Annotated in this window: 15 protein-coding genes; 14 read left to right on the top strand and 1 reads right to left on the bottom strand. The window is 35.1% G+C overall.

The genetic code is table 11. The features are described from left to right. Positions 1-2 precede the first annotated feature (2 nt). The 10 genes from B6K90_RS06785 (at position 3) to B6K90_RS06740 (ending at position 12,883) form a co-directional block, all read left to right on the top strand. Positions 3-956: an ATP-grasp domain-containing protein gene (locus tag B6K90_RS06785; protein ID WP_088011994.1), complete on the top strand. Its 954-nt coding sequence runs from the start codon at positions 3-5 to the stop codon at positions 954-956. 267 nt (positions 957-1,223) lie between these two features. Further along, positions 1,224-1,808, top strand: a complete 585-nt coding sequence (locus tag B6K90_RS06780) for a histidine phosphatase family protein (protein WP_088011993.1) — start codon at positions 1,224-1,226, stop codon at positions 1,806-1,808. Positions 1,809-2,115: 307 nt separating this feature from the next. Next, the gene (locus tag B6K90_RS06775; RefSeq protein WP_088011992.1) at positions 2,116-2,397 is read left to right on the top strand and encodes a hypothetical protein; all 282 of its coding nucleotides are present in this window, start codon (positions 2,116-2,118) and stop codon (positions 2,395-2,397) included. A gap of 196 nt (positions 2,398-2,593) precedes the next feature. Then, positions 2,594-3,301, top strand: coding sequence for a hypothetical protein (locus tag B6K90_RS06770; RefSeq protein WP_088011991.1), 708 nt, complete (start codon positions 2,594-2,596; stop codon positions 3,299-3,301). 873 nt (positions 3,302-4,174) lie between these two features. Continuing rightward, positions 4,175-5,602, top strand: coding sequence for an amino acid permease (locus B6K90_RS06765; RefSeq protein ID WP_088011990.1), 1,428 nt, complete (start codon positions 4,175-4,177; stop codon positions 5,600-5,602). Positions 5,603-5,679: 77 nt separating this feature from the next. Further along, complete coding sequence (locus B6K90_RS06760) at positions 5,680-6,825, top strand: Glu/Leu/Phe/Val family dehydrogenase (RefSeq protein WP_088011989.1); 1,146 nt, start codon at positions 5,680-5,682, stop codon at positions 6,823-6,825. Between the two features lie 397 nt (positions 6,826-7,222). Beyond that, positions 7,223-8,407: a CaiB/BaiF CoA transferase family protein gene (locus B6K90_RS06755; RefSeq protein WP_088011988.1), complete on the top strand. Its 1,185-nt coding sequence runs from the start codon at positions 7,223-7,225 to the stop codon at positions 8,405-8,407. A gap of 13 nt (positions 8,408-8,420) precedes the next feature. After that, positions 8,421-9,638: an acyl-CoA dehydrogenase family protein gene (locus tag B6K90_RS06750; protein ID WP_088011987.1), complete on the top strand. Its 1,218-nt coding sequence runs from the start codon at positions 8,421-8,423 to the stop codon at positions 9,636-9,638. A gap of 76 nt (positions 9,639-9,714) precedes the next feature. Beyond that, positions 9,715-11,373, top strand: coding sequence for a thiamine pyrophosphate-dependent enzyme (locus tag B6K90_RS06745; protein ID WP_088011986.1), 1,659 nt, complete (start codon positions 9,715-9,717; stop codon positions 11,371-11,373). Between the two features lie 67 nt (positions 11,374-11,440). Beyond that, positions 11,441-12,883: an aldehyde dehydrogenase family protein gene (locus B6K90_RS06740; protein WP_088011985.1), complete on the top strand. Its 1,443-nt coding sequence runs from the start codon at positions 11,441-11,443 to the stop codon at positions 12,881-12,883. A gap of 59 nt (positions 12,884-12,942) precedes the next feature. On the opposite strand, the gene B6K90_RS06735 is transcribed toward B6K90_RS06740, so the two are convergent. Continuing rightward, the gene (locus tag B6K90_RS06735; RefSeq protein ID WP_088011984.1) at positions 12,943-14,325 is read right to left on the bottom strand and encodes a sigma-54 interaction domain-containing protein; all 1,383 of its coding nucleotides are present in this window, start codon (positions 14,323-14,325) and stop codon (positions 12,943-12,945) included. Positions 14,326-14,555: 230 nt separating this feature from the next. Here B6K90_RS06735 and B6K90_RS06730 point away from each other — a divergent pair, with 230 nt between their 5' ends. The 4 genes from B6K90_RS06730 to B6K90_RS06715 all read left to right on the top strand — a co-directional run bounded on the left by B6K90_RS06730 (position 14,556) and on the right by B6K90_RS06715 (position 19,484). After that, a complete protein-coding gene (locus tag B6K90_RS06730) occupies positions 14,556-15,587 on the top strand; it encodes an aromatic ring-hydroxylating oxygenase subunit alpha (protein ID WP_088011983.1) in 1,032 nt (343 codons plus the stop codon). 171 nt (positions 15,588-15,758) lie between these two features. Then, the gene (locus B6K90_RS06725) at positions 15,759-15,950 is read left to right on the top strand and encodes a DUF3311 domain-containing protein (protein ID WP_088011982.1); all 192 of its coding nucleotides are present in this window, start codon (positions 15,759-15,761) and stop codon (positions 15,948-15,950) included. Continuing rightward, the gene (locus B6K90_RS06720; protein ID WP_088011981.1) at positions 15,950-17,440 is read left to right on the top strand and encodes a sodium:solute symporter family protein; all 1,491 of its coding nucleotides are present in this window, start codon (positions 15,950-15,952) and stop codon (positions 17,438-17,440) included. Before B6K90_RS06725 ends, B6K90_RS06720 begins: the two co-directional genes overlap by 1 nt. A gap of 49 nt (positions 17,441-17,489) precedes the next feature. Then, positions 17,490-19,484 (top strand): oxidoreductase, encoded by a 1,995-nt coding sequence (locus B6K90_RS06715; protein ID WP_088011980.1) that lies wholly within the window; start codon positions 17,490-17,492, stop codon positions 19,482-19,484. Positions 19,485-19,551: the final 67 nt, after the last annotated feature.

Here is a 19,551-nt window from a genome sequence, read left to right as displayed (position 1 = left end):
AAATGAGTAAGGTATATGTAATCCATGAAAACAGTGAGTGGACAATCCATTTAACAAAAAGGTTAGAGGAGCTTGGTGTTCCTTATGAGGAATGGCATTTAGACGAAGGTACGTTAGATTTATCAATCGAACCACCAGAAGGGATCTTTTATAGCCGAATGAGTGCTTCTTCTCATACACGTGATCATCGTTTTGCAGCTGAATTTACTGGGCAAGTATTAGCTTGGCTTGAAGCACATGGTCGTACGGTATTAAATGGAACGAATGCGCTGAAGCTAGAAGTTAGTAAGGTTTTACAATACTTAGAGCTAAATAAGTATGGAGTGAAGACTCCAAAAACAATTGCAGCTGTTGGAAAACAAAACATTATTAAGGCAGCTAATAGCTTTGCTGGACAGTCATTTATTACGAAGCATAATCGAGCAGGTAAAGGCTTAGGTGTTCAACTATTCCATAGTATCGAAGCTTTAAAAGCTTATGTCGAAGGACCGACTTTTGAAGAACCAGTTGATGGTATTACACTTATTCAAGAATACATCCAATCAACTGAAAGCTACATCACTCGTTGTGAGTTTGTAGGCGGGAACTTTGTGTATGCTGTTAAAGTAGATACTTCGGAAGGATTTGAACTATGCCCAGCGGATGCTTGCCAAATTGGCGATTTATTCTGCCCAGTAGGAGAAGAAGTAGAAGAGAAGCCTAAGTTCCAAATCATTGAAGGCTTTGATGACGAAATTATAAATAAATATAAAGAAGTCCTAGCTAAAAACAGTGTTCAAGTTGCCGGTATCGAATTTATTAGAAACGCTGAAGGGACAATTTTTACTTACGATATCAATACAAATACAAACTATAACTCGGATGCCGAAGAAAAAGCTGGAAAATTCGGAATGCTCGAGTTAGCTTCACTTTTAAAGAAGACTTTGGAAGAAAAATACACTAAAACTGCATCTTAAGAAGATCACATTGAAATTATCTTATAATGAAATTGCTCAAACCTAATCAATGGTTTGGGCTTTTTTATTTAAACACTATTTTAATTTTTACGAGAAATTAAGAGTAATAGGCAATTATTTAAGAGGAATATGCTAACGATTAAAAATAATATATTGATAATATTAGAATGTAAGTTGCTATTAAATCTTGAGGCTAAAAAAGGTCTAATGAATTCGTACGATTTGATTTTTAAAATGTGCTTTTAAGATTCAAAAAGGGGGATACAAATGAAAAAGGCTTTTTATTTAATGAGACATGGACAAACATTATTTAATAAAAGAAGGAAGATTCAAGGTTGGTGTGATTCACCTTTAACAGAATTAGGAATTAAACAGGCAGAGGCTGCTGCGAAATACTTTAAAGAACAAAACATTATTTTCGACCATGCCTATTGTTCCACATCAGAAAGAGCGAGCGATACGTTAGAGATCGTGACGGATTTACCTTATACAAGATTAAAAGGATTAAAAGAATGGAATTTCGGAACGTTTGAAGGTGAAAGTGAAGATTTAAATCCACCGCTGCCTTATGGTGACTTTTTTGTTAAATTTGGAGGAGAAGACCAAAAAGAATTGCAACAAAGAATTGCTACTACATGTCAAAAAATAATGGAAGAAGATAATGACGTGGTATTAGCTGTATCTCACGGAGCAGCATTGAGAAATTTCATGAGGTATTGGGAACATACAAGTTCAATTGGGCAACAAGATCGAATTGGGAATTGTTGCATTTTGAAGTTTGAATATGAGAACAGGGAATTTAAACTGGTTGAAATTATTAATCATAATGTAAGTGATGTAGTGCAAGTATAGTTTAGATTAGGAGTTTTATCCTATTTAGTACTTTTTAGAATACTAGGTTACATACTAGCATTGAAGTGAGAAATTTTATTTATTTTTAAAACACATGATGATCTGAAAAAACTCATAATAATTTTGAATAATGGGCATCCCTAGAAGAAGGGATGCTTTTGTATATTACGAAAATAAATTTCACAATCAATTTAATAGATCTATAATATTATAGATTAAATGGTATATATTTTTAATAGTCTATATAGAAAAAGAGTTGATTCGGTTAAAATTAATTAGACCACCTTATACAAAAGGAGAGACTGAATTGAAAAAGTCTATTGAATTATACACGATCAAGGAGAATGTAATTTGTCTCGTTTGTGGAAATAAAGGAGCCAGTCAGTCTTATGGTAAGTATTATCCAAATGGTGTCGGCGAATTAGCGGATAATATTAAATCATATGAAGCGGTAAGAGATAAACCTTATTTATCACAGACAATGGGACTTGGTGGAACGATCCCGTTTAAATGTTTAAATTGCGGTAATTTAGGTCTTATTGATTTTGGTGGAATTGAAGGTTACAAACAAGCTTTTAAAACGATATAGAACTCATTCTTGGCTCCTATCTTTTAAAAATTGGGAGCCACTTTTAATAACTAAAGATAAAATCACTAAAATATGATTTTTCTTTAAAAATTACCTTAACTAAAAGACGAGTTGACTAGTTTTATTTATATCGCAATGTGATATATGTTGCAAAGTACCGAAAAATCCTTCATATTTGTTAAAAAGGGGGTCCGTTATGCGAAGTGATATACAACCGAATGAACGAGCTTTTTCTTCCAAGGAAGTAGCAGAAGAACTGGGTATTGCAGCACCTACTGTTCGAAAGTATGGCCAAATCTTAGAGCGCAATGGATATGAGTTCTTAAAAGATGGCGATCGGCGTATATTTGTTCAATCCGACATTAGAGTGCTTATAGCGTTACGCGATACAGATAAGTCCCTGGAAGATACTGCAAAAGACCTCGTATTTCAACAAAAAGAAAGATTAGAAGGTTTCGATCAAACACAGATTGCGATATCCGATACATATGAAAATTTACCACATGACCCAAATCAATTAAAAGAATTTTTAAGGTTTTTAGTCAGTGAACTCGCAGCTGCACGTGAAATGAATGTTCAATTAAAAAATGATATGTCAGAACTTAAAACTGCAGTTTCCAGGCTCCAACAAGATCATCATGATATAAGTGCAAATATCGGAAATTCATCCCAAAAAACATACGTCAAAATTGAAAAATTAGCGGAACAACAAAAGATCCAATATGAAACATTATTGGAACAAGAAAAACAAAAAATTAATTTTTTTCAAGAAGAAATACAAAATATGCGAGAAGAACAGAAAAAAGAATGGCGTTCACAAAATGATTTTAATAAACGTTTAGAAGTTGTGGTACAAAAACCTAAAGAAAAATGGGGATGGCTTTTCTCATTATTTAGAAAATAGGAACCTAGTAAAGTCTTTTTATGCTAATCTTGTAAAAATTCAATTAAGAACTTTTGAAAATGCTTACTTTAATAAGCACTTTAAGGTCGATACATTTGTAAAGATGTATCGACTTTTTTGATTTGTATAGCTGGCCGATACAACTTGTAATTAAATCCCATGTCTTAGTATTTTATATAAAAATAAGTGCTTTAAAGAATGCTTCTGAATATTAGATTTTATTTAATTTCAAATTTTTACAAATTCCCGGGAAATATCTACAAATTTCTTGTGTATCAGAAATAAATTCTAATTGTGACACTATGCCTGTAATGACTAGTAGTGTAGAAATTGAGTCTATTTTTATGCAAAAGCTTTCCTTTTGCATATGAAGAAATATTCAACGAAGTTTACTTGTGTACAATTTTTTTATATTGATTAAAATATATTGATACTTACTGAAAAGCCCCCAAACCAATTTGACAATTGTTCGAAATTCCTTGATTCTTCATTTGAACTATAATTTAAGCAAATAAAATGATCTAAATGAGGAAAGCCTCTTTTTAAAAAAAGTAATTGAGTCTAAAATAAATGAATTGAGTAGATTTTAAAATATATTAGTTGGTTTTAGATTTAAGGAATGGCTTAATGGTTGGTTTTATCTTGTTTTCTTGTTGGCATGAATTTTGCTTAATGATTAGTAGGAAGTGGAGGTGAAGTAAGGGAGTATGTTAAGGAGGCACAATTGTTACTTTGTTTAATTTCTGCAGTGATTTTTTTAGGATTATTAGAAAATGTAAAGGTTTACAAGGGTTTATGTTAATTTAGTAGAACTATTTTTCTTTTTTTTTGTTTTATTTTTTCTGAATATTCTAAAATAAGGGTGGTACATTTATGGATTCTAATAATGAAAAAGGTCAGTTACAACGTTCCATGAAAAGTCGGCATTTGTTTATGATTTCACTCGGAGGAGTAATCGGTACAGGTTTATTTTTAGGTTCAGGCCTTACGATTAATCAAGCTGGTCCAGGTGGTGCCGTTGTTGCTTATTTGTTCGGTGGATTGGTGATGTACCTTGTAATGGTTTGTTTAGGTGAATTATCAATTTCAATGCCAGTTACAGGTTCATTTAAGACTTATGCCACAAAGTACATTGGTCCTGGTACCGGTTTTACGATTGGCTGGATGTATTGGCTAAGTTGGGCAACTACGGTTGGATTAGAATTCACTGCAGCCGGAATATTGATGCAAAGGTGGTTTCCACATGTTCCTGTTTGGATCTGGTGTCTTGTGTTTATAGCCCTTTTGTTAGCTTTAAATATTCTTAGTGTAAAGGGCTATGCTGAGGCAGAATTTTGGTTTGCAGGCATTAAAGTATTAGCAGTTATAGCTTTTATACTAATTGGAGCAGCAACTATATTTGGGTTTGGCCATAAAGGTAATTCGGCACCTTTGTTTACTAATTTTACAAAAGATGGTGGGCTTTTCCCACATGGGTTTTCTGCTATATTTTCAACTATGATGGCAGTTGTATTTGCATTTCAAGGGGCAGAAGTAGTCGGAATTGCAGCTGGTGAAAGCGAAACACCAGAAAAGACTCTACCAAAAGCAATTCGTAGTATCATTTTTCGTGTCCTGATTTTTTATGTGTTAGCAATTTTAGTATTAGCTGCTTTGATTCCATGGAGGCATGCAGGAGTAGTAGAAAGTCCATTTGTTGCAGTATTTGATAGTGTAGGTATACCATATGCAGCTGATATTATGAATCTAGTTATATTAACTGCCTTGTTATCTGTAGGTAATTCGGGATTATATGTATGTTCTAGAATGCTTTGGTCACTTTCCAAAAGTGATATGGCACCATCATTTTTAGGTAAAGTAAATTCCCGAGGTGTCCCGTTTAATGCAGTATTATTTAGTCTTATTTTTGCACTAGTATCATTACTTACAAGTGTAGTATCTGCACAAACAGTGTTTGTAGTTCTGCTTTCTGTAACTGGACTAGCCGGTACATTCAGTTGGATGGCAATTGCCTTATCGCAATACAATTATCGAAGGCAATTTATTAAAAATGGTGGAAATGTTAAGGAATTAAAGTACAAAGTTCCACTATTCCCATTAATACCTATTCTATGTCTAGTTTTATGTGGAATTTCCATCGTATTTATGGCTTTTGATCCTACACAACGTTCTTCCTTAATAGGTGGTTTAGGCTTCATGGGTGTAAGCTATCTTTATTACTTTTTACGTCATGGAAAAAATAGAGGCAAGATTGGAAATAAGAAAGAACAAGAAGAAATACCAACTCAGCAGAGTATATGATCAATTTACATACAGCTTTTAGATTCTTACACAAATAATCTATTTCAAGATACAATCTAAAAAGGAGGCTACTTGGTATGAAAAAACCTTACCTAGTTGTAGAGTGGAATGATAGTGAAACAGATGCAAAGGGGTGGTTGGTGGTACATAACTTTGTCAAAGGGTATGCTGGTGGTGGGACAAGAATGCATCCAACAGTGACAAGGGAAGAAGTAGAACGTTTGGCAGAGGCAATGGCTTATAAATATATGGCTTCAGAAAGTGTCACAACAGGTGGATGTAAAGCAGGAATTGCTTATGATTATAAAGCCCGAGATGCTTATGACGTACTAAGAAGGTTTTTGATTGCAATGAAGCCATATGTAGAAGCAGGAGTATCTTTAGGAAGTGATTTAGGTACAAAGTATGAGGACGTACTAAGAGTATTTGATGAATTCAAAATAGGAATACCTTTAACAAAATCGATGAAGGAAGATGTAAGTGTTCAAAATGGAATAAAAGATTTTAATAATCTGCTAGCTACTAAAATAGATTGTTTTCTTCTGAACGATGCTGTAACAGGCTACGGCGTTGCATTTTGCGCAGATGAAGCATGGAAGTTTAAAGGTGAAAATAAAGTAGCGAAAGTAGTTATTCAAGGATTTGGTTGTGTAGGAGCAAGTTGTGCATTGAAATTATCACAGCTAGGCTATAAAATCGTCGGCATTTCTGATGCAAATCTACTAGTTACGTGTGAAGAGGGATTAGATGTTCAGAAATTAATTGACCATAAAAATGCACATGGAGAAATGAATCGAGAGTTTTTTGATCCGAACTATGTAGTAAGAAGCAACACACAATGGCTTGATGTAGATTGTGACATCTTGATTCCGGCAGCTTTAGAGGATGTCATTAATGTATCAAATGCAAATAAAGTAAAGGCGAGTTTAATTGTAGAGGCTGCAAATATTCCAATCTCTGCTGAAGGTGATAAGATTATCAAACAAAGAGGTATTGACGTGGTAAATGATTTTGTAGCGAACTTAGGAGCAATTAGATTTTATGACGCTGTTATTTTTGGATTAGTGAAACCTGAACCTCAGGCAGTTATAGATGATATTGAAAGATTAAGCAGAAAGAATACATTTAACTTATTTACAGAAGCTAAAAAGCAAAATCGATATCAAAGAGATATTGCTTGCGAACTATTTGAGCCAACAGTTAGAGATTTGATAGAGTGTTAAAATAGTTCAATAATACTTATAAATCCACGAAGAATACAAATTTCTTCGTGGGTTTTTTACATTTATAGGCTATTTCGAAAGAATTTTTTATTTATGAATTAGATAAATAGATTCTCTAGTAGCAAATTTTTTAATGAGTTAAAAATGACGGTTTTGAGTGAATTTTAATATTATTTTTGACTGATTAGATCCATAAATACAACCTATATTTAATAATAATAAGAATTTTGAGTTTGGCATGGGTTTTGCATTATAAAAAGTATAACGAAAATGGAGGGCTAATATACCTTGAATTTTCTAAATACATGCAACAACAAAAATACACATTGGTAACCATTTAAATTGCCCAATGAAAATTAGTAAATTAGCAAAAGAAATCGACGAAGAGGTGATCAAATTGCAGGGGGCATTACATGGTATCAAAATTATTGATTTAACTAGGGTGCTAGCCGGTCCCTTTTGTACGATGATCCTTGGGGATCTTGGGGCTGAGGTAATTAAAATTGAAAGTATTAGCGGTGGGGATGAAACAAGAGGATGGGGACCTCCTTTTCTTGAAGGAGAAAGTGCATATTATTTATGTGCTAATCGAAATAAGCAAGGTATTACTTTAAATTTGAAAAGTGATAAGGGAAAAGAAGTTTTAAAAAATCTTATTTCCGAAGCAAATGTTGTCGTCCAAAACTTTAAACCTGGTACATTAGCAAAACTAGGTTTCTCTTATGAGGAAATGAAAGAGATAAAAGAGGATATTATTCTAGCATCAATTAGCGGATTTGGTAGCCATGGTCCTAACTCATCACTACCTGGTTATGATTATATTATTCAGGCGATGTCTGGATTAATGAGCATAACTGGAGAAAAAAATGCTGAGCCCACAAAAGTAGGGGTAGCCATTTCCGACGTATTAACGGGGATGTTCACTTGTATAGGAATTTTGGCAGCATTACAACATCGAAATCGTACAGGCGAAGGTCAAGAGGTTGATATTTCTTTATTTGACTCCCAGTTAGCCGCTTTAGTAAATGTTGCTAGTAATTATTTATGTAGTGGTGCTATTCCTGAGCGATTAGGAAATTACCACCCTAATATTGTTCCATATCAAGTTTTTTCAGCAAGTGATGGTGAGATGGTAATCGCAGTCGGTAATGATCAACAGTTTAATCGATTTGCGTTACTTATTGAAGAACCGGTTTTATTAGATGAATTATATAGGACAAACGCTGGTCGTTTGCAGTATAGAAAACAAATTGAGGGAATAATTTCAAATAAAATAAAAACAAAAAGTAAAAATGAGTGGAAAGTCCTCTTAGATAAAAATGGTATTCCAAATGGACCGATTTATAACGTAAGTGAAGCCCTGCAGTCTGAACAAGCTAAATCAAGGGATATGGTGATAGAAGTAAATCATCCATTCATAAATGATCTCAAGTTAGTTGGATCACCGTTAAAACTATCAAAAACACCAATCGAAGTTTTAAGACATCCACCATTGCATGGAGAGCACACTGAAGAAGTGATGAGTAAATTAGGCTATTCACAATTAGAAATAGATGAGATGAGATTAAATAAAACAATTTGAGGAGGAAATTAAAATGAATTTTTCATTAACTGAAGAGCAAAAAAGTGTAAGGAAGGTAGTTAGATCGTTTGTAGATCGTGAAATCATACCATTTATTAAGGAATGGGATGAAAAAGGACATTTTGAAGTAAATATTCTAAAACGACTTTCTGAGTTAGAACTAATGGGTGTATGTATTCCAGAACAATATGGTGGAGTTGGAATGGACTATAATACTTTAGCAATCATATGCGAGGAGTTAGAGCGTGGAGATACAGCTTTCCGTACGGCTGTTTCAGTACATACGGGATTAAACAGTATGACATTACTTCAATGGGGAACTGAAGAACAAAAGAAAAAGTACCTTGTTCCTCAAGCGCAAGGTAAGAAAATTGGTGCATTTGGGTTAACAGAGCCAAATGCAGGATCTGATGTGGTAGCAATGGCGACAACGGCTGTAAAAGATGGAGATAGTTATATTTTAAACGGATCAAAAACATGGATTTCTCTATGCGATGTAGCTGATCATTTCTTGATTTTTGCAAAAACTAATCATGACTTAAAACACCACGGAATTTCATGCTTTATCGTAGAACGTACTTTTGAAGGAGTTTCTACAAAAGCAATTAAGGGGAAGATGGGAATTAGAGCTGGAAATACTGGTGAGGTATTTTTAGATGATGTAAGAGTACCAGCTGAAAACTTATTAGGATTCGAAGGTGAAGGGTTTAAAATTGCAATGTCTGCGCTTGATAATGGAAGGTTTACAGTTGCAGCTGGTGCTTGTGGATTGATTCAGGCATCACTTGAAGCAAGCGTAAAATATTGTCATGAGCGAAAAACCTTTGGTAAAGAAATCGGAAAACATCAATTAGTACAACAAATGATCGCTAAAATGTCTTCAAATCTTGAAATCTCTCGTCTACTAGTCTATAAAGCTGGCTGGTTAAAAAATAGTGGAAAACGTAATACTAGAGAAACATCACTAGCAAAATGGATTTCTTGTAATGCAGCAAACGAGGCAGCTAATGACGCTGTACAAATACACGGTGCTTATGGATTTTCAAATGAGTTCCCAGTTGAGCGTTATTTAAGAAACTCTAAAGCACCAGTCATTTATGAAGGAACAAGAGAGGTTCATACAATTATGCAAGCTGAATATGATCTAGGTTATAGAGAAGATAAAGTTTTAAGAAAAATGCTTCCAGCTTGGCCATTCGAAGAGGTTAACGTAGAAACTGTTAAATCTTAAAAAATTTGAGTAGAAAATAGATCGCTAGTTTAAAAGGAAAATATTGTAATTGCATAGGAGAAGGGAGTGTTTTGTTATGAAAATTAGCGGTGGAAAAGCAGTAGTCAATGTGATGGCAAAGGAAGGGGTAAATAAAGTTTTTTGTGTACCTGGTGAGAGTTATCTAGGCGTTATGGATGCGTTATATGAACATCCAGAAATTAGCTTGATTTCAGCTAGACATGAAGGTGGAGCTTCATTTATGGCGGAAGGGTACGCAAAAGCATCAGGTGAAGTAGGTGTTTGTATGGCAACTCGTGGTGTTGGAGCTTCAAATTTGGCAATTGGGATCCATACTGCCAGCCAAGATTCCACCCCACTAGTTGCGCTTATTGGACAAGTAGAGCGTCCTTTTAAAGATAAGGAAGCATTTCAAGAGGTCAATCTTGTAGGAATGTTTAGTCATTTGTGTAAATGGACAGTGGAGATTGACCGAGTAGAACGAATTCCAGAGCTATTACATCGTGCATTTCATATTGCTCGGTCAGGTCGTCCTGGTCCTGTGCTAGTTGCATTACCTCATGACATGTTAGAAGATACAGCTGAAATGGTAGAAATCCCAGTCTATCAGTCTCAACCGGCTCGTCCACATAAAGAGAGCGTTCAGCAAGTAGTAGAAATGCTTCAAAATGCCAAACGCCCGATTCTCATAGCTGGTGGGGGAGTGATTCGTTCACAAGCTGTTCCTTTATTAGTTAAATTTGCTGAAACAGTACAAATACCTGTCGTTACTGCATTCCGTCGTTTCGATGCTTTTCCAAATTCACATCCTTGTTATGCAGGTTGGCTAGGATTTGGAACACCAAAATATTTACTTGAAGCGATAGACAATGCAGACTTAGTGATCGCATTAGGTACAAGATTTTCCCAAGTAGGAACGCAAGATTATTCATTGCTTTCAGGAAAAGGTAAACTAATTCACATTGACATTTCAGATGAAGTATTCGGTAAAGTTTATGCTCCTTCTTTGGCAGTTACGGCTGATGCGAAAGCTTTTTTAGTGGAAGCATTAACAATTGCTTTATCTACGCCATTAAATTCAGATGAAATGCGTGTAGAAAAGCTACATAACGAGTACATGAATTTTTCAAAGGTAAAGGAAGATTACACGGATGAATATGTAGATTTGGATGGTTTTATGTATGATATCGTCTCTCATCTTCCAAAAGATACGATTATTACGAACGATGCAGGGAACTTTTTTGGCTGGCTTTCTCGATATTATCGCTTTGAGCATGAAAATACATATGTCGGACCAACATCTGGAGCGATGGGGTATGGGCTACCAGCTGCTATTGGAGCAAAGCTCGCACAGCCGCATAAGACAGTTGTTTCCTTTTCGGGTGATGGGGGCTTTATGATGACGCTTCAAGAAATCGAAACAGCCGTACGTTATAACATTCCTGTCATTTCGATTGTGGTGAACAACAATCTGTATGGAACAATTCGAACACATCAAGAAAAGCATTTTCCAGATCGAGTAATTGGGACAGAATTATCTAATCCAAACTTTGCTGAGCTTGCAAGTTTATTTGGTGCATACGGTCAGAAGGTCGAAAATAATACTGATTTTGCACCAGCACTTAAGCGGGCATTATCATCAGGGCGCCCAGCTGTGATCGAAGTTGTAACAAATCCGAAGATATTATCGGTTGGTCAAGATAAGTCTAAGATGAATGTACTTTTTAGCAAATAATATAGATTGGTAGTAATAGACTCTATTAGTTAATTAGTATAAAAATAATCTAATTGGGGGAGAAGATATGCGTTTTGCAAACTATATTAATGGACAATGGAAACAACCTACTTTAGGTGAATATCGGGAAAACCACAGTCCGCATAATGGAGAGTCATTAGGCGAATTTCCTTCGAGTACAGAAGAGGATGCACGACAAGCCATTCTTGCAGCCAAAACAGCCTTTTTATCATGGAAGAAGCTTTCATACCAACAACGAGCTTCATACCTTCAAAAAGCAGCAGATATATTAAAAGCAAAAGTCCATGAAGTAGGAAGGGATTTAACACTAGAAGAAGGGAAAACACTTGCTGAAGGTATTGGAGAAACACAGCGAGCGATTAACATCCTTGAATATTTTGCAGGAGAAGCAAGACAGCCAGTTGGAGAAGTGATTCCATCTGGTAACACAAACACATTCTTATATACGACTCGAACGCCAATCGGACCAATTGGATTGATTACGCCTTGGAATTTTCCAATTGCCATTCCTGTATGGAAAATGGCTCCTGCACTTGTTTACGGAAATACGGTAGTGATTAAACCAGCTGATTTGACACCAAAATCAGTATATCATGTTATAAAAGCACTTGATGAAGCTGGTATTCCACCGGGGGTTGTAAACTGTGTATTTGGTAGAGGATCTGTCGTTGGAACAGAATTAGTAGAACATCCTTATATTAAAGCTATTTCATTTACAGGATCTAATAAGGTTGGAAGTCAGATTCAGCAGAAGGCTACAGCCAAAGGAAAGAAAGTACAGATGGAATTAGGTGGGAAAAATCCACTTATCGTACTTGCTGATGCAAATATAGAAAAAGCAGTTGAAATTGCCGTGAGTGGTGCTTTCAGATCGACTGGTCAAAAGTGTACAGCAACGAGTAGGGTAATTGTGGAAGAAGCAATTTATAAAGCATTCTGTGACCGACTTGTAGAAAGGACAAAAACATTAAAAGTAGGAAATCCACTTCATGATGACACATTTGTCGGTCCAACTGTATCTCAATCACAACTTGACGGTGTGCTTGCTATGATTGAAGCTGGAAAGGATGAGGCAACCCTATTATACGGTGGAGAAGTTCCTGCTGATGAAGAACTTAAAAATGGTTTTTATGTACAGCCTACAATTTTTGAAAATGTCTCTTCAGATGCTCGTATTGCTCGAGAAGAAATATTCGGACCTGTAATTGCGCTCTTTAAAGCGAAAAACTATGAAGAAGCAGTAGGGATGGCTAATGATACTGAATATGGTTTAAGCGCAGCAATTTGTACAAACAATTTTACAATTGCACAGCGGTTTGTTGAAGACATTGAAGTTGGTCTAGTGCATGTAAACAATGAAACAGCAGGATCAGAGCCACAAGTACCTTTTGGCGGCTGCAAAAATTCAAGCACTGGGTCCCGCGAACAAGGAAAGGCAGCAATCGACTTTTATACACAAGTCAAAACAGTATATATGGATCAAATGTAATCAGCTCATTTAGTAAAATACCCGGCTATTTACCGGGTATTTTATTTTTTGTTTAACGTTTATTTGTAGAAGTCTAATTCATTACAGTACTTACGAACTAATCTAGCTGCTTTTGACTGGCTAATGTCTAAATCATCTGCTACTTTTCTTGTATTCCTATATTTTGTATAGGAATTAATCACTATGTTTCTCTCAACTTCTTCTAGAGAAGCTAGAAGCGAGCAGTCACTTATTTCTTCATTGACCGGACTCTCTTTTTTGTTTTCAATTAATAAATCAGTCAAGTCCTGTACTTTTATAATGCCATCACTTGTTACGACAAGGCTTTCAAGCATATTTTCTAACTGTCGAATATTCCCAGGCCATGAATAGTTGTAAAACGTATTCAAAGCTTCTTCACAAATGATGGTATTCATTTGGTGTTTTCTATTAAACTCAGAAAGAAAATGGTAGGTTAATGGAATGATATCTTCTTTTCTTTCTCGTAGTGGTGGTATTTTTAAATTCACTACATGAAGGCGATAATATAAGTCTTCTCTAAATTCCTTATTTTGTACCATTTCATATAAATTTCGATTAGTTGCAGAAAGGATACGGATATTAACTTTTTTTGATTGCTTGCCTCCAACAGGCATAAATTCAAACTCTTGAATGACTTTTAGAAGCTTTGCTTGAACCTTAGGTGAGATATCTCCAATCTCATCCAAAAATACGGTTCCACCGTCTGCAAGTTCTAAAAGTCCTTGTTTGCCACCTTTTGTTGCTCCAGTAAACGCACCATCTTTGTATCCGAAAAGTTCTGATTCAAGTAGCTCTTCCGGAATCGTTGCACAGTTTAAAGATAAAAAAGGAGCTTTATTTCGGTTGCTCTTCTGATGTATATATTTTGCAATTACTCCTTTTCCTGTGCCAGACTCTCCTTGAATTAATACTGTTGCATCTACTTTAGCAACTTTTTCACAAATCTTAACGATATTACTCATTTCCTTGTTATTCGTAATGATATTATTTTTATAAATTGCAGCTTGATCCGCTTCATTTATTTCTTGCTCATCTGGTATGTATAAGTCTTTATAGCTTGCATCTTGTGAAGTTGTGATAATCAGCTCAATTTCCTGCTGATCATTTAGTAAAGGAATGGCTGTTGTGATGATTTCCTTTCCAACATAACTTATTTGTTTCATAATGACCGTTTTCTTTTCTTTAAATAAACGTGGGAGAATAAGAGGTTTCCAATATTCTTTTGAAATTAATTCATCGTTTGATTTTCCTACTACGTCTTTGAGTTTGATCCCATAATGTCTTTCACAAGCCTTGTTTATATACACGATACGGGCATCTTTATCAAGTACATAAAATTCATTAGGAGAATTGTCCAATATTTTTTGTAGTATCTCATTACTGAACTCAATTTTTAGTTTGTCATTTGTTGTATTTGGCAAAACGTAACCTCCTCTAAAAACATTCTTAATCTCGCAAAATAGTATGTTGAGTTAAAATTGACTGAATTGAGTAAATTATAAGTTAATTACTTTAGTTTGGAAATAGATAAATAGTGTTATCTCCTTATTGTATAGAGGAATCTAAAATTGGCATAATTCTTGCTAGGTTAATAAATAAAGGATGGAATTTTCGTCTCAAATGAAATCCAAAAAAAGGAGGAATCATTATTATGTCTACAAAGGAAACAGCACAAACTTTACAAACTTCATTGCCGTATAAAACTTATGTCAGCCAAGAGATATTCGATACAGAAAGAAAAGAGATTTTTAGTAAAAATTGGATCTTCATAGGTCATATGAGTCAAGTTAAAAACGTCGGTGATTTTTTCACTTTTGAGGTTGCTGGTGAATCGATTTTAGTCACGCATGCTAATGACGGTAAAATACGCGCTTTTTATAATATTTGCCCACATCGTGGTACAAGGGTGGAGCAAAGTGAATCAGGAAATAAAAAAATCCTACAATGTATTTATCATGGCTGGACTTTTAAGTTGGATGGACATGTCAATCGAGCTCCAAACTTTAAAAATATTGATTTAGGAGAATATAACTGTTTGAAGTCAATTCAACTAGAAGTACAGAACTCTATGATTTTTGTAAACTTAAGTAGAAAAGCCCCAGCGTTTTCTGTTGAATACGGAGAGTTAATAAATGAACTAAATCGTTACCCTTTTATGAATTCATTACAATTAGTAAAAGAAAACCGCCGTCTGATTAAAGCAAATTGGAAAGCTGTAGTTGATAATTTCCTAGAGTGCGATCATTGTCCGGTCGCACATCCATCATTCTCTAAAACATTTGATCTATCGAATTACAGCATTGTTCCTTGTGATAAATTCTCTTACCAGTGTTCAAATGTTAAGGACCAAGATGATAGCTTAACACGTTTTTACTGGATCTGGCCAAATATGATGTTAAGTGTATTTCCTGGAAGTGGAAATATGACGACAACACAACTGATTCCAATTGATGCCAACCAAACGCTGGCAGTATATCGTTATTTCTTTATGAATGAAGAAATTTCGAAAGAAGAAGAGGAAATGATTAAATTTGTTGATCAAGTGCGAGAAGAGGATTTTGATTTAGTGGAATTATTGCAATCTGGTTTACATTCTCAAGCATTTGAAAATGGAATTTTTTCTCCAACTGAGAACGCAATGCAACACTTCCATGAAATGATTAAAGAAGCGATCGACTTATAATCAGTTAGTTGAGAATGGTAAAACGAGGCATGTGATTTAAAGAGCTAAGTATTCGAATTCATAATGAAAAAAAAGATGAAATATACTTAGCTTTTCTTTTTAATTTTTTTTTTTGAAAACGTTTTAATTTGTTTTATTAATCTAGTCGTACAAAAAAGGGGAGGGTATCAAATGAAAAAATTACTGTATGTATTAAGTGCGATACCAGCTATTGGTTCACTCTCAGTTATTAATAAGGTTGAGCCATTTGTTCTTGGAATGCCATTTGTACTATTTTGGACGATATTATGGGTTTTTCTTACAGCTATATTTTTATTAATTGTGAATAAACTTGATCCCGCTAATAAAGGGGGCGATCAATAGTGAATTCAGCTTTAATTGTCATTCTTGGTTTTTTAGCTTTATCAATTTGGTTAGGCTTACAAGCACGTAAAGGTAAAGAGATGACTTTTGAACAGTGGTCAATTGGTGGACGAGGTTTTGGTTCTCTTTTCGTTTTTTTATTGCTTGCAGGAGAAATGTTTACGACATTTACTTTTATGGGGGCATCGGGAAGTGCCTATTCTTTTGGAATGCCTGCAGTATATGCTTTTAATGCCTTTTACTTTATTATCGCTTATTGGCTGTTACCTCCTGTTTGGAAGTATGCAAAAGAAAATAATGTTGTATCACAGTCTGATTTTTATACGAAAAAGTATAATAGTTCAGCACTAGGGGTTCTTGTTTCAGTAATTAGCATCATTTCAATCATTCCATATTTAACGATGCAGTTAAAAGGGTTAGGGATTATTGTTTCTGAAGCTTCTTATGGAAAAATCCCTCAGAGTATTGCAATTACGATTGCTGTACTTACGATAACAATTTATGTAACAGTTTCGGGCATTCATGGTTCAGCTTGGACGGCTGTTATTAAAGACTTTCTAATTTTATTTGTTGTGATCTTCTTAGGAATTTATTTTCCTGTACATTATTACGGTGGTTTTCAGCCGATGTTTGAGGCAATCCAAACTGCTAAACCTGATTTGTTGATATTTCCAGATAAAGGTTTAAGTGTTTCTTGGTTTATTACAACTAGTATCATGTTAGCACTATCCTTCTATATGTTTCCTCATATGCTTATGGGGGTTTTCTCTTCAAAGAGTGCAAAAGCTCTTCGCGTTAATGCTGCATTTATGCCAATCTATCAAATGATTATTGTCTTTTCTTTATTTGTTGGATTTGCTGCTATTTTAAAAGCTCCAACTTTAAAAGGTGGAGATGTGGATCTAGCTTTATTTAAACTAGCAAAGATTTCATTTGATCCTTGGTTTGTAGGAGTAATTGGTGCCTCGGGTGCTTTAGCTGCACTTATACCAAGTTCATTGGTTTTAACATCTGCAACTACAATCTTAACTAAGAATGTTTACAAGGTTATGAAGCCAAATACAACTGATGATCAACTTATAAAATTAACTCGGGTTCTAGTTCCAATAATTGCATTAGTGACACTTTATTTCACCTTAAATGGTGGCGAAACAATTATGACACTGTATATTATGGCATACAGCTTTATGGCGCAATTGTTCCCAGCATTGTATTTTAGTCTTTGGAAAAAGAATCCAGTAACAGTTCAAGGAGCGGCTGCTGGAATCATCATTGGTGTTGCAGCTGTTACTTATTCCACAACAACTGGTACAACGTTAGCAACTCTGTTTCCATCATTTCCTCATGTCGTACAAGATATTGACGTTGGTTTAGTTGTAATGGTTATTAATTTTGCTGTAACGCTAGTAGTAAGTAGAGTTACAAGAAAACCTAAATTTATAGTAGAAAAGAACGATCGGATGCTTACAAATTTTCGAGAGAATGTATAAAGGTGTAAAAACGAATTATTTATTTTTGGAGAAAGGAAGTGCTTAAATTATGACTGAATTTAAACACCTATTCTCAAAAGTGACGATTGGAAATACTGAACTTAAAAATAGAATTTTATCGACAGCACATCAAACGAATTATGTAGAAAATGGCATTCCTACTCCTGAAATGACTGCCTATCATATTGCACGTGCGAAGGGTGGGGCTGGACTTATTATTCTTGAAGCAGCTGCAGTTCACTCATCTGGTATGCTAACTTCACATACAATTGCAGGATTTGATGAAAAAGTGGTCCCTGCATATGCAGAAATTGCAAAACAACTTCATCAATATGGCACGAAAGTTTTTAGTCAACTATTTCATGGAGGTAGAGAAGTCGTATCAAGTGATTACCGTAATGCCGCTTGGGCACCGTCTTCAGAGCCAAGTTTTCGATTTGGTATAATGCCTAAACCGATGAACATTGATGAAATTAAAGATGTCATAAATGGGTATGCTCATTCAGCCCTTTTAGCTAAAAAAGCTGGTCTCGACGGAGTAGAAGTTTGTTGCTCCCATGGTTATTTACCAGCTCAATTTTGGTCTAGCCATACGAACTATCGAACAGATGAATACGGTGGTACCTTTGAGAACCGAATGCGTTTTATAGTAGAAATAGTACAACGTATCTGGGAAAAAGTAGGTGAAGATTTTACCGTAGGAATTCGAATGAGTGCAGATGAAATGACAATGGATGGCACGAAGGTAACAGACGCGGTAAAAATCGTCGAGCATTTAGTTGAAAATGTTAGGGTAGATTTTATAAATGTAACATCTGGTGACTCTAGTACATATGCAGGTTCGACTCATATTGTACCACCTTCTCCAATTAAACATGCTTATAATGCACCACATTCATTTAAAATTAGGATGGCGGGTGCAGTTCCAGTTTTTGTTGGTTCGCGAATCATAGACCCAATGGAAGCAGATCGAATCGTTGGTTCAGGAAAAGCGGATGTTGTTGGTATGACCCGAGCTCTAATCGTTGATCCTGAATTACCGAATAAAGCAATGAGAGGGGATCTACATTCAATTGATGCATGTTTAGGATGTATTCAAGCTTGTATTGGTCACTATTCAAGAGGACTTCCAATTGGATGCGTTCAAAATCCGATGGCTGGTAAAGAAAAAGAATTATTACCGCTTGTCCAAAGTGTAAAAGTAAAACAAAAAGTGCTTGTCATTGGTGCAGGCCCTGCTGGATTACATGCTGCATTAACTGCCGATGGTGAGGGACATGAAGTAATATTAGTTGAACAAAGTAATGAGGTTGGCGGATTGCTAAGAAAAATGAGAAAGGCTCCAATGCGACATGAAGTAGCTGAAACGATGTTAGACAATTATATAAGAAAGCTATCTAAAAGTAAGATAAACGTCCAACTTGGAAAGAAAATTACCCTTGAGAAAATAGCAGAGATAAAACCCGATGTAATTATATGTGCAGTAGGATCTAGACCATATTTTCCACATGTAGAGGGCATCGATGACCCGAGAATCATAACAGTTGATGACCTTTTTGGCGGCAACTCTATCCAAATTGGAAAGCGTGTCTTAGTATTTGATTTAATTGGTGATTGGCCTGGAATAGAGGCAGCTATATACTTGAAAGAGAAGCAGCACGATGTTACCTTGTTTTCCGCTAAGGTTCATATTGGAAAAGAATTGCATTCGTATCTAGTAAATGAATATTTAAAAAGATTCTATCAATTAAAGTTAGACGTTCGCCCGCATTTTGATTTTGGAGGTATTCATCATAATCAGGTCAAATTGAGAAATCTTTTTACTCATGAGACTGAAATGATTAGCGACTGGGATACGATTGTACTTGCAATGGGACGAGTACCTAATTTTGAGCTTTATGAAAAAGTGAAAGGTATGGCACCAATCGTTCGACAAATTGGGGATTGTTTAGCACCTCGTACAATTGAAGAAGCTACTTATGAAGGACTAACAGCGGCTCTTGAAATTGGCATTGTTTCTTCTGAAGTACAAGTTCATGTATAGTCATCACAAATTAAAAAAGAACCTATTCAAATAGATTAGGTTCTTTTTAGACTGTGGAAAAATGAGG

The organism is Gottfriedia acidiceleris, from assembly GCF_002128425.1.
GTDB classification, from domain to species: Bacteria; Bacillota; Bacilli; order Bacillales; family Bacillaceae_G; genus Gottfriedia; species Gottfriedia acidiceleris.
This window is presented reverse-complemented; position numbering and strand designations above follow the sequence as displayed.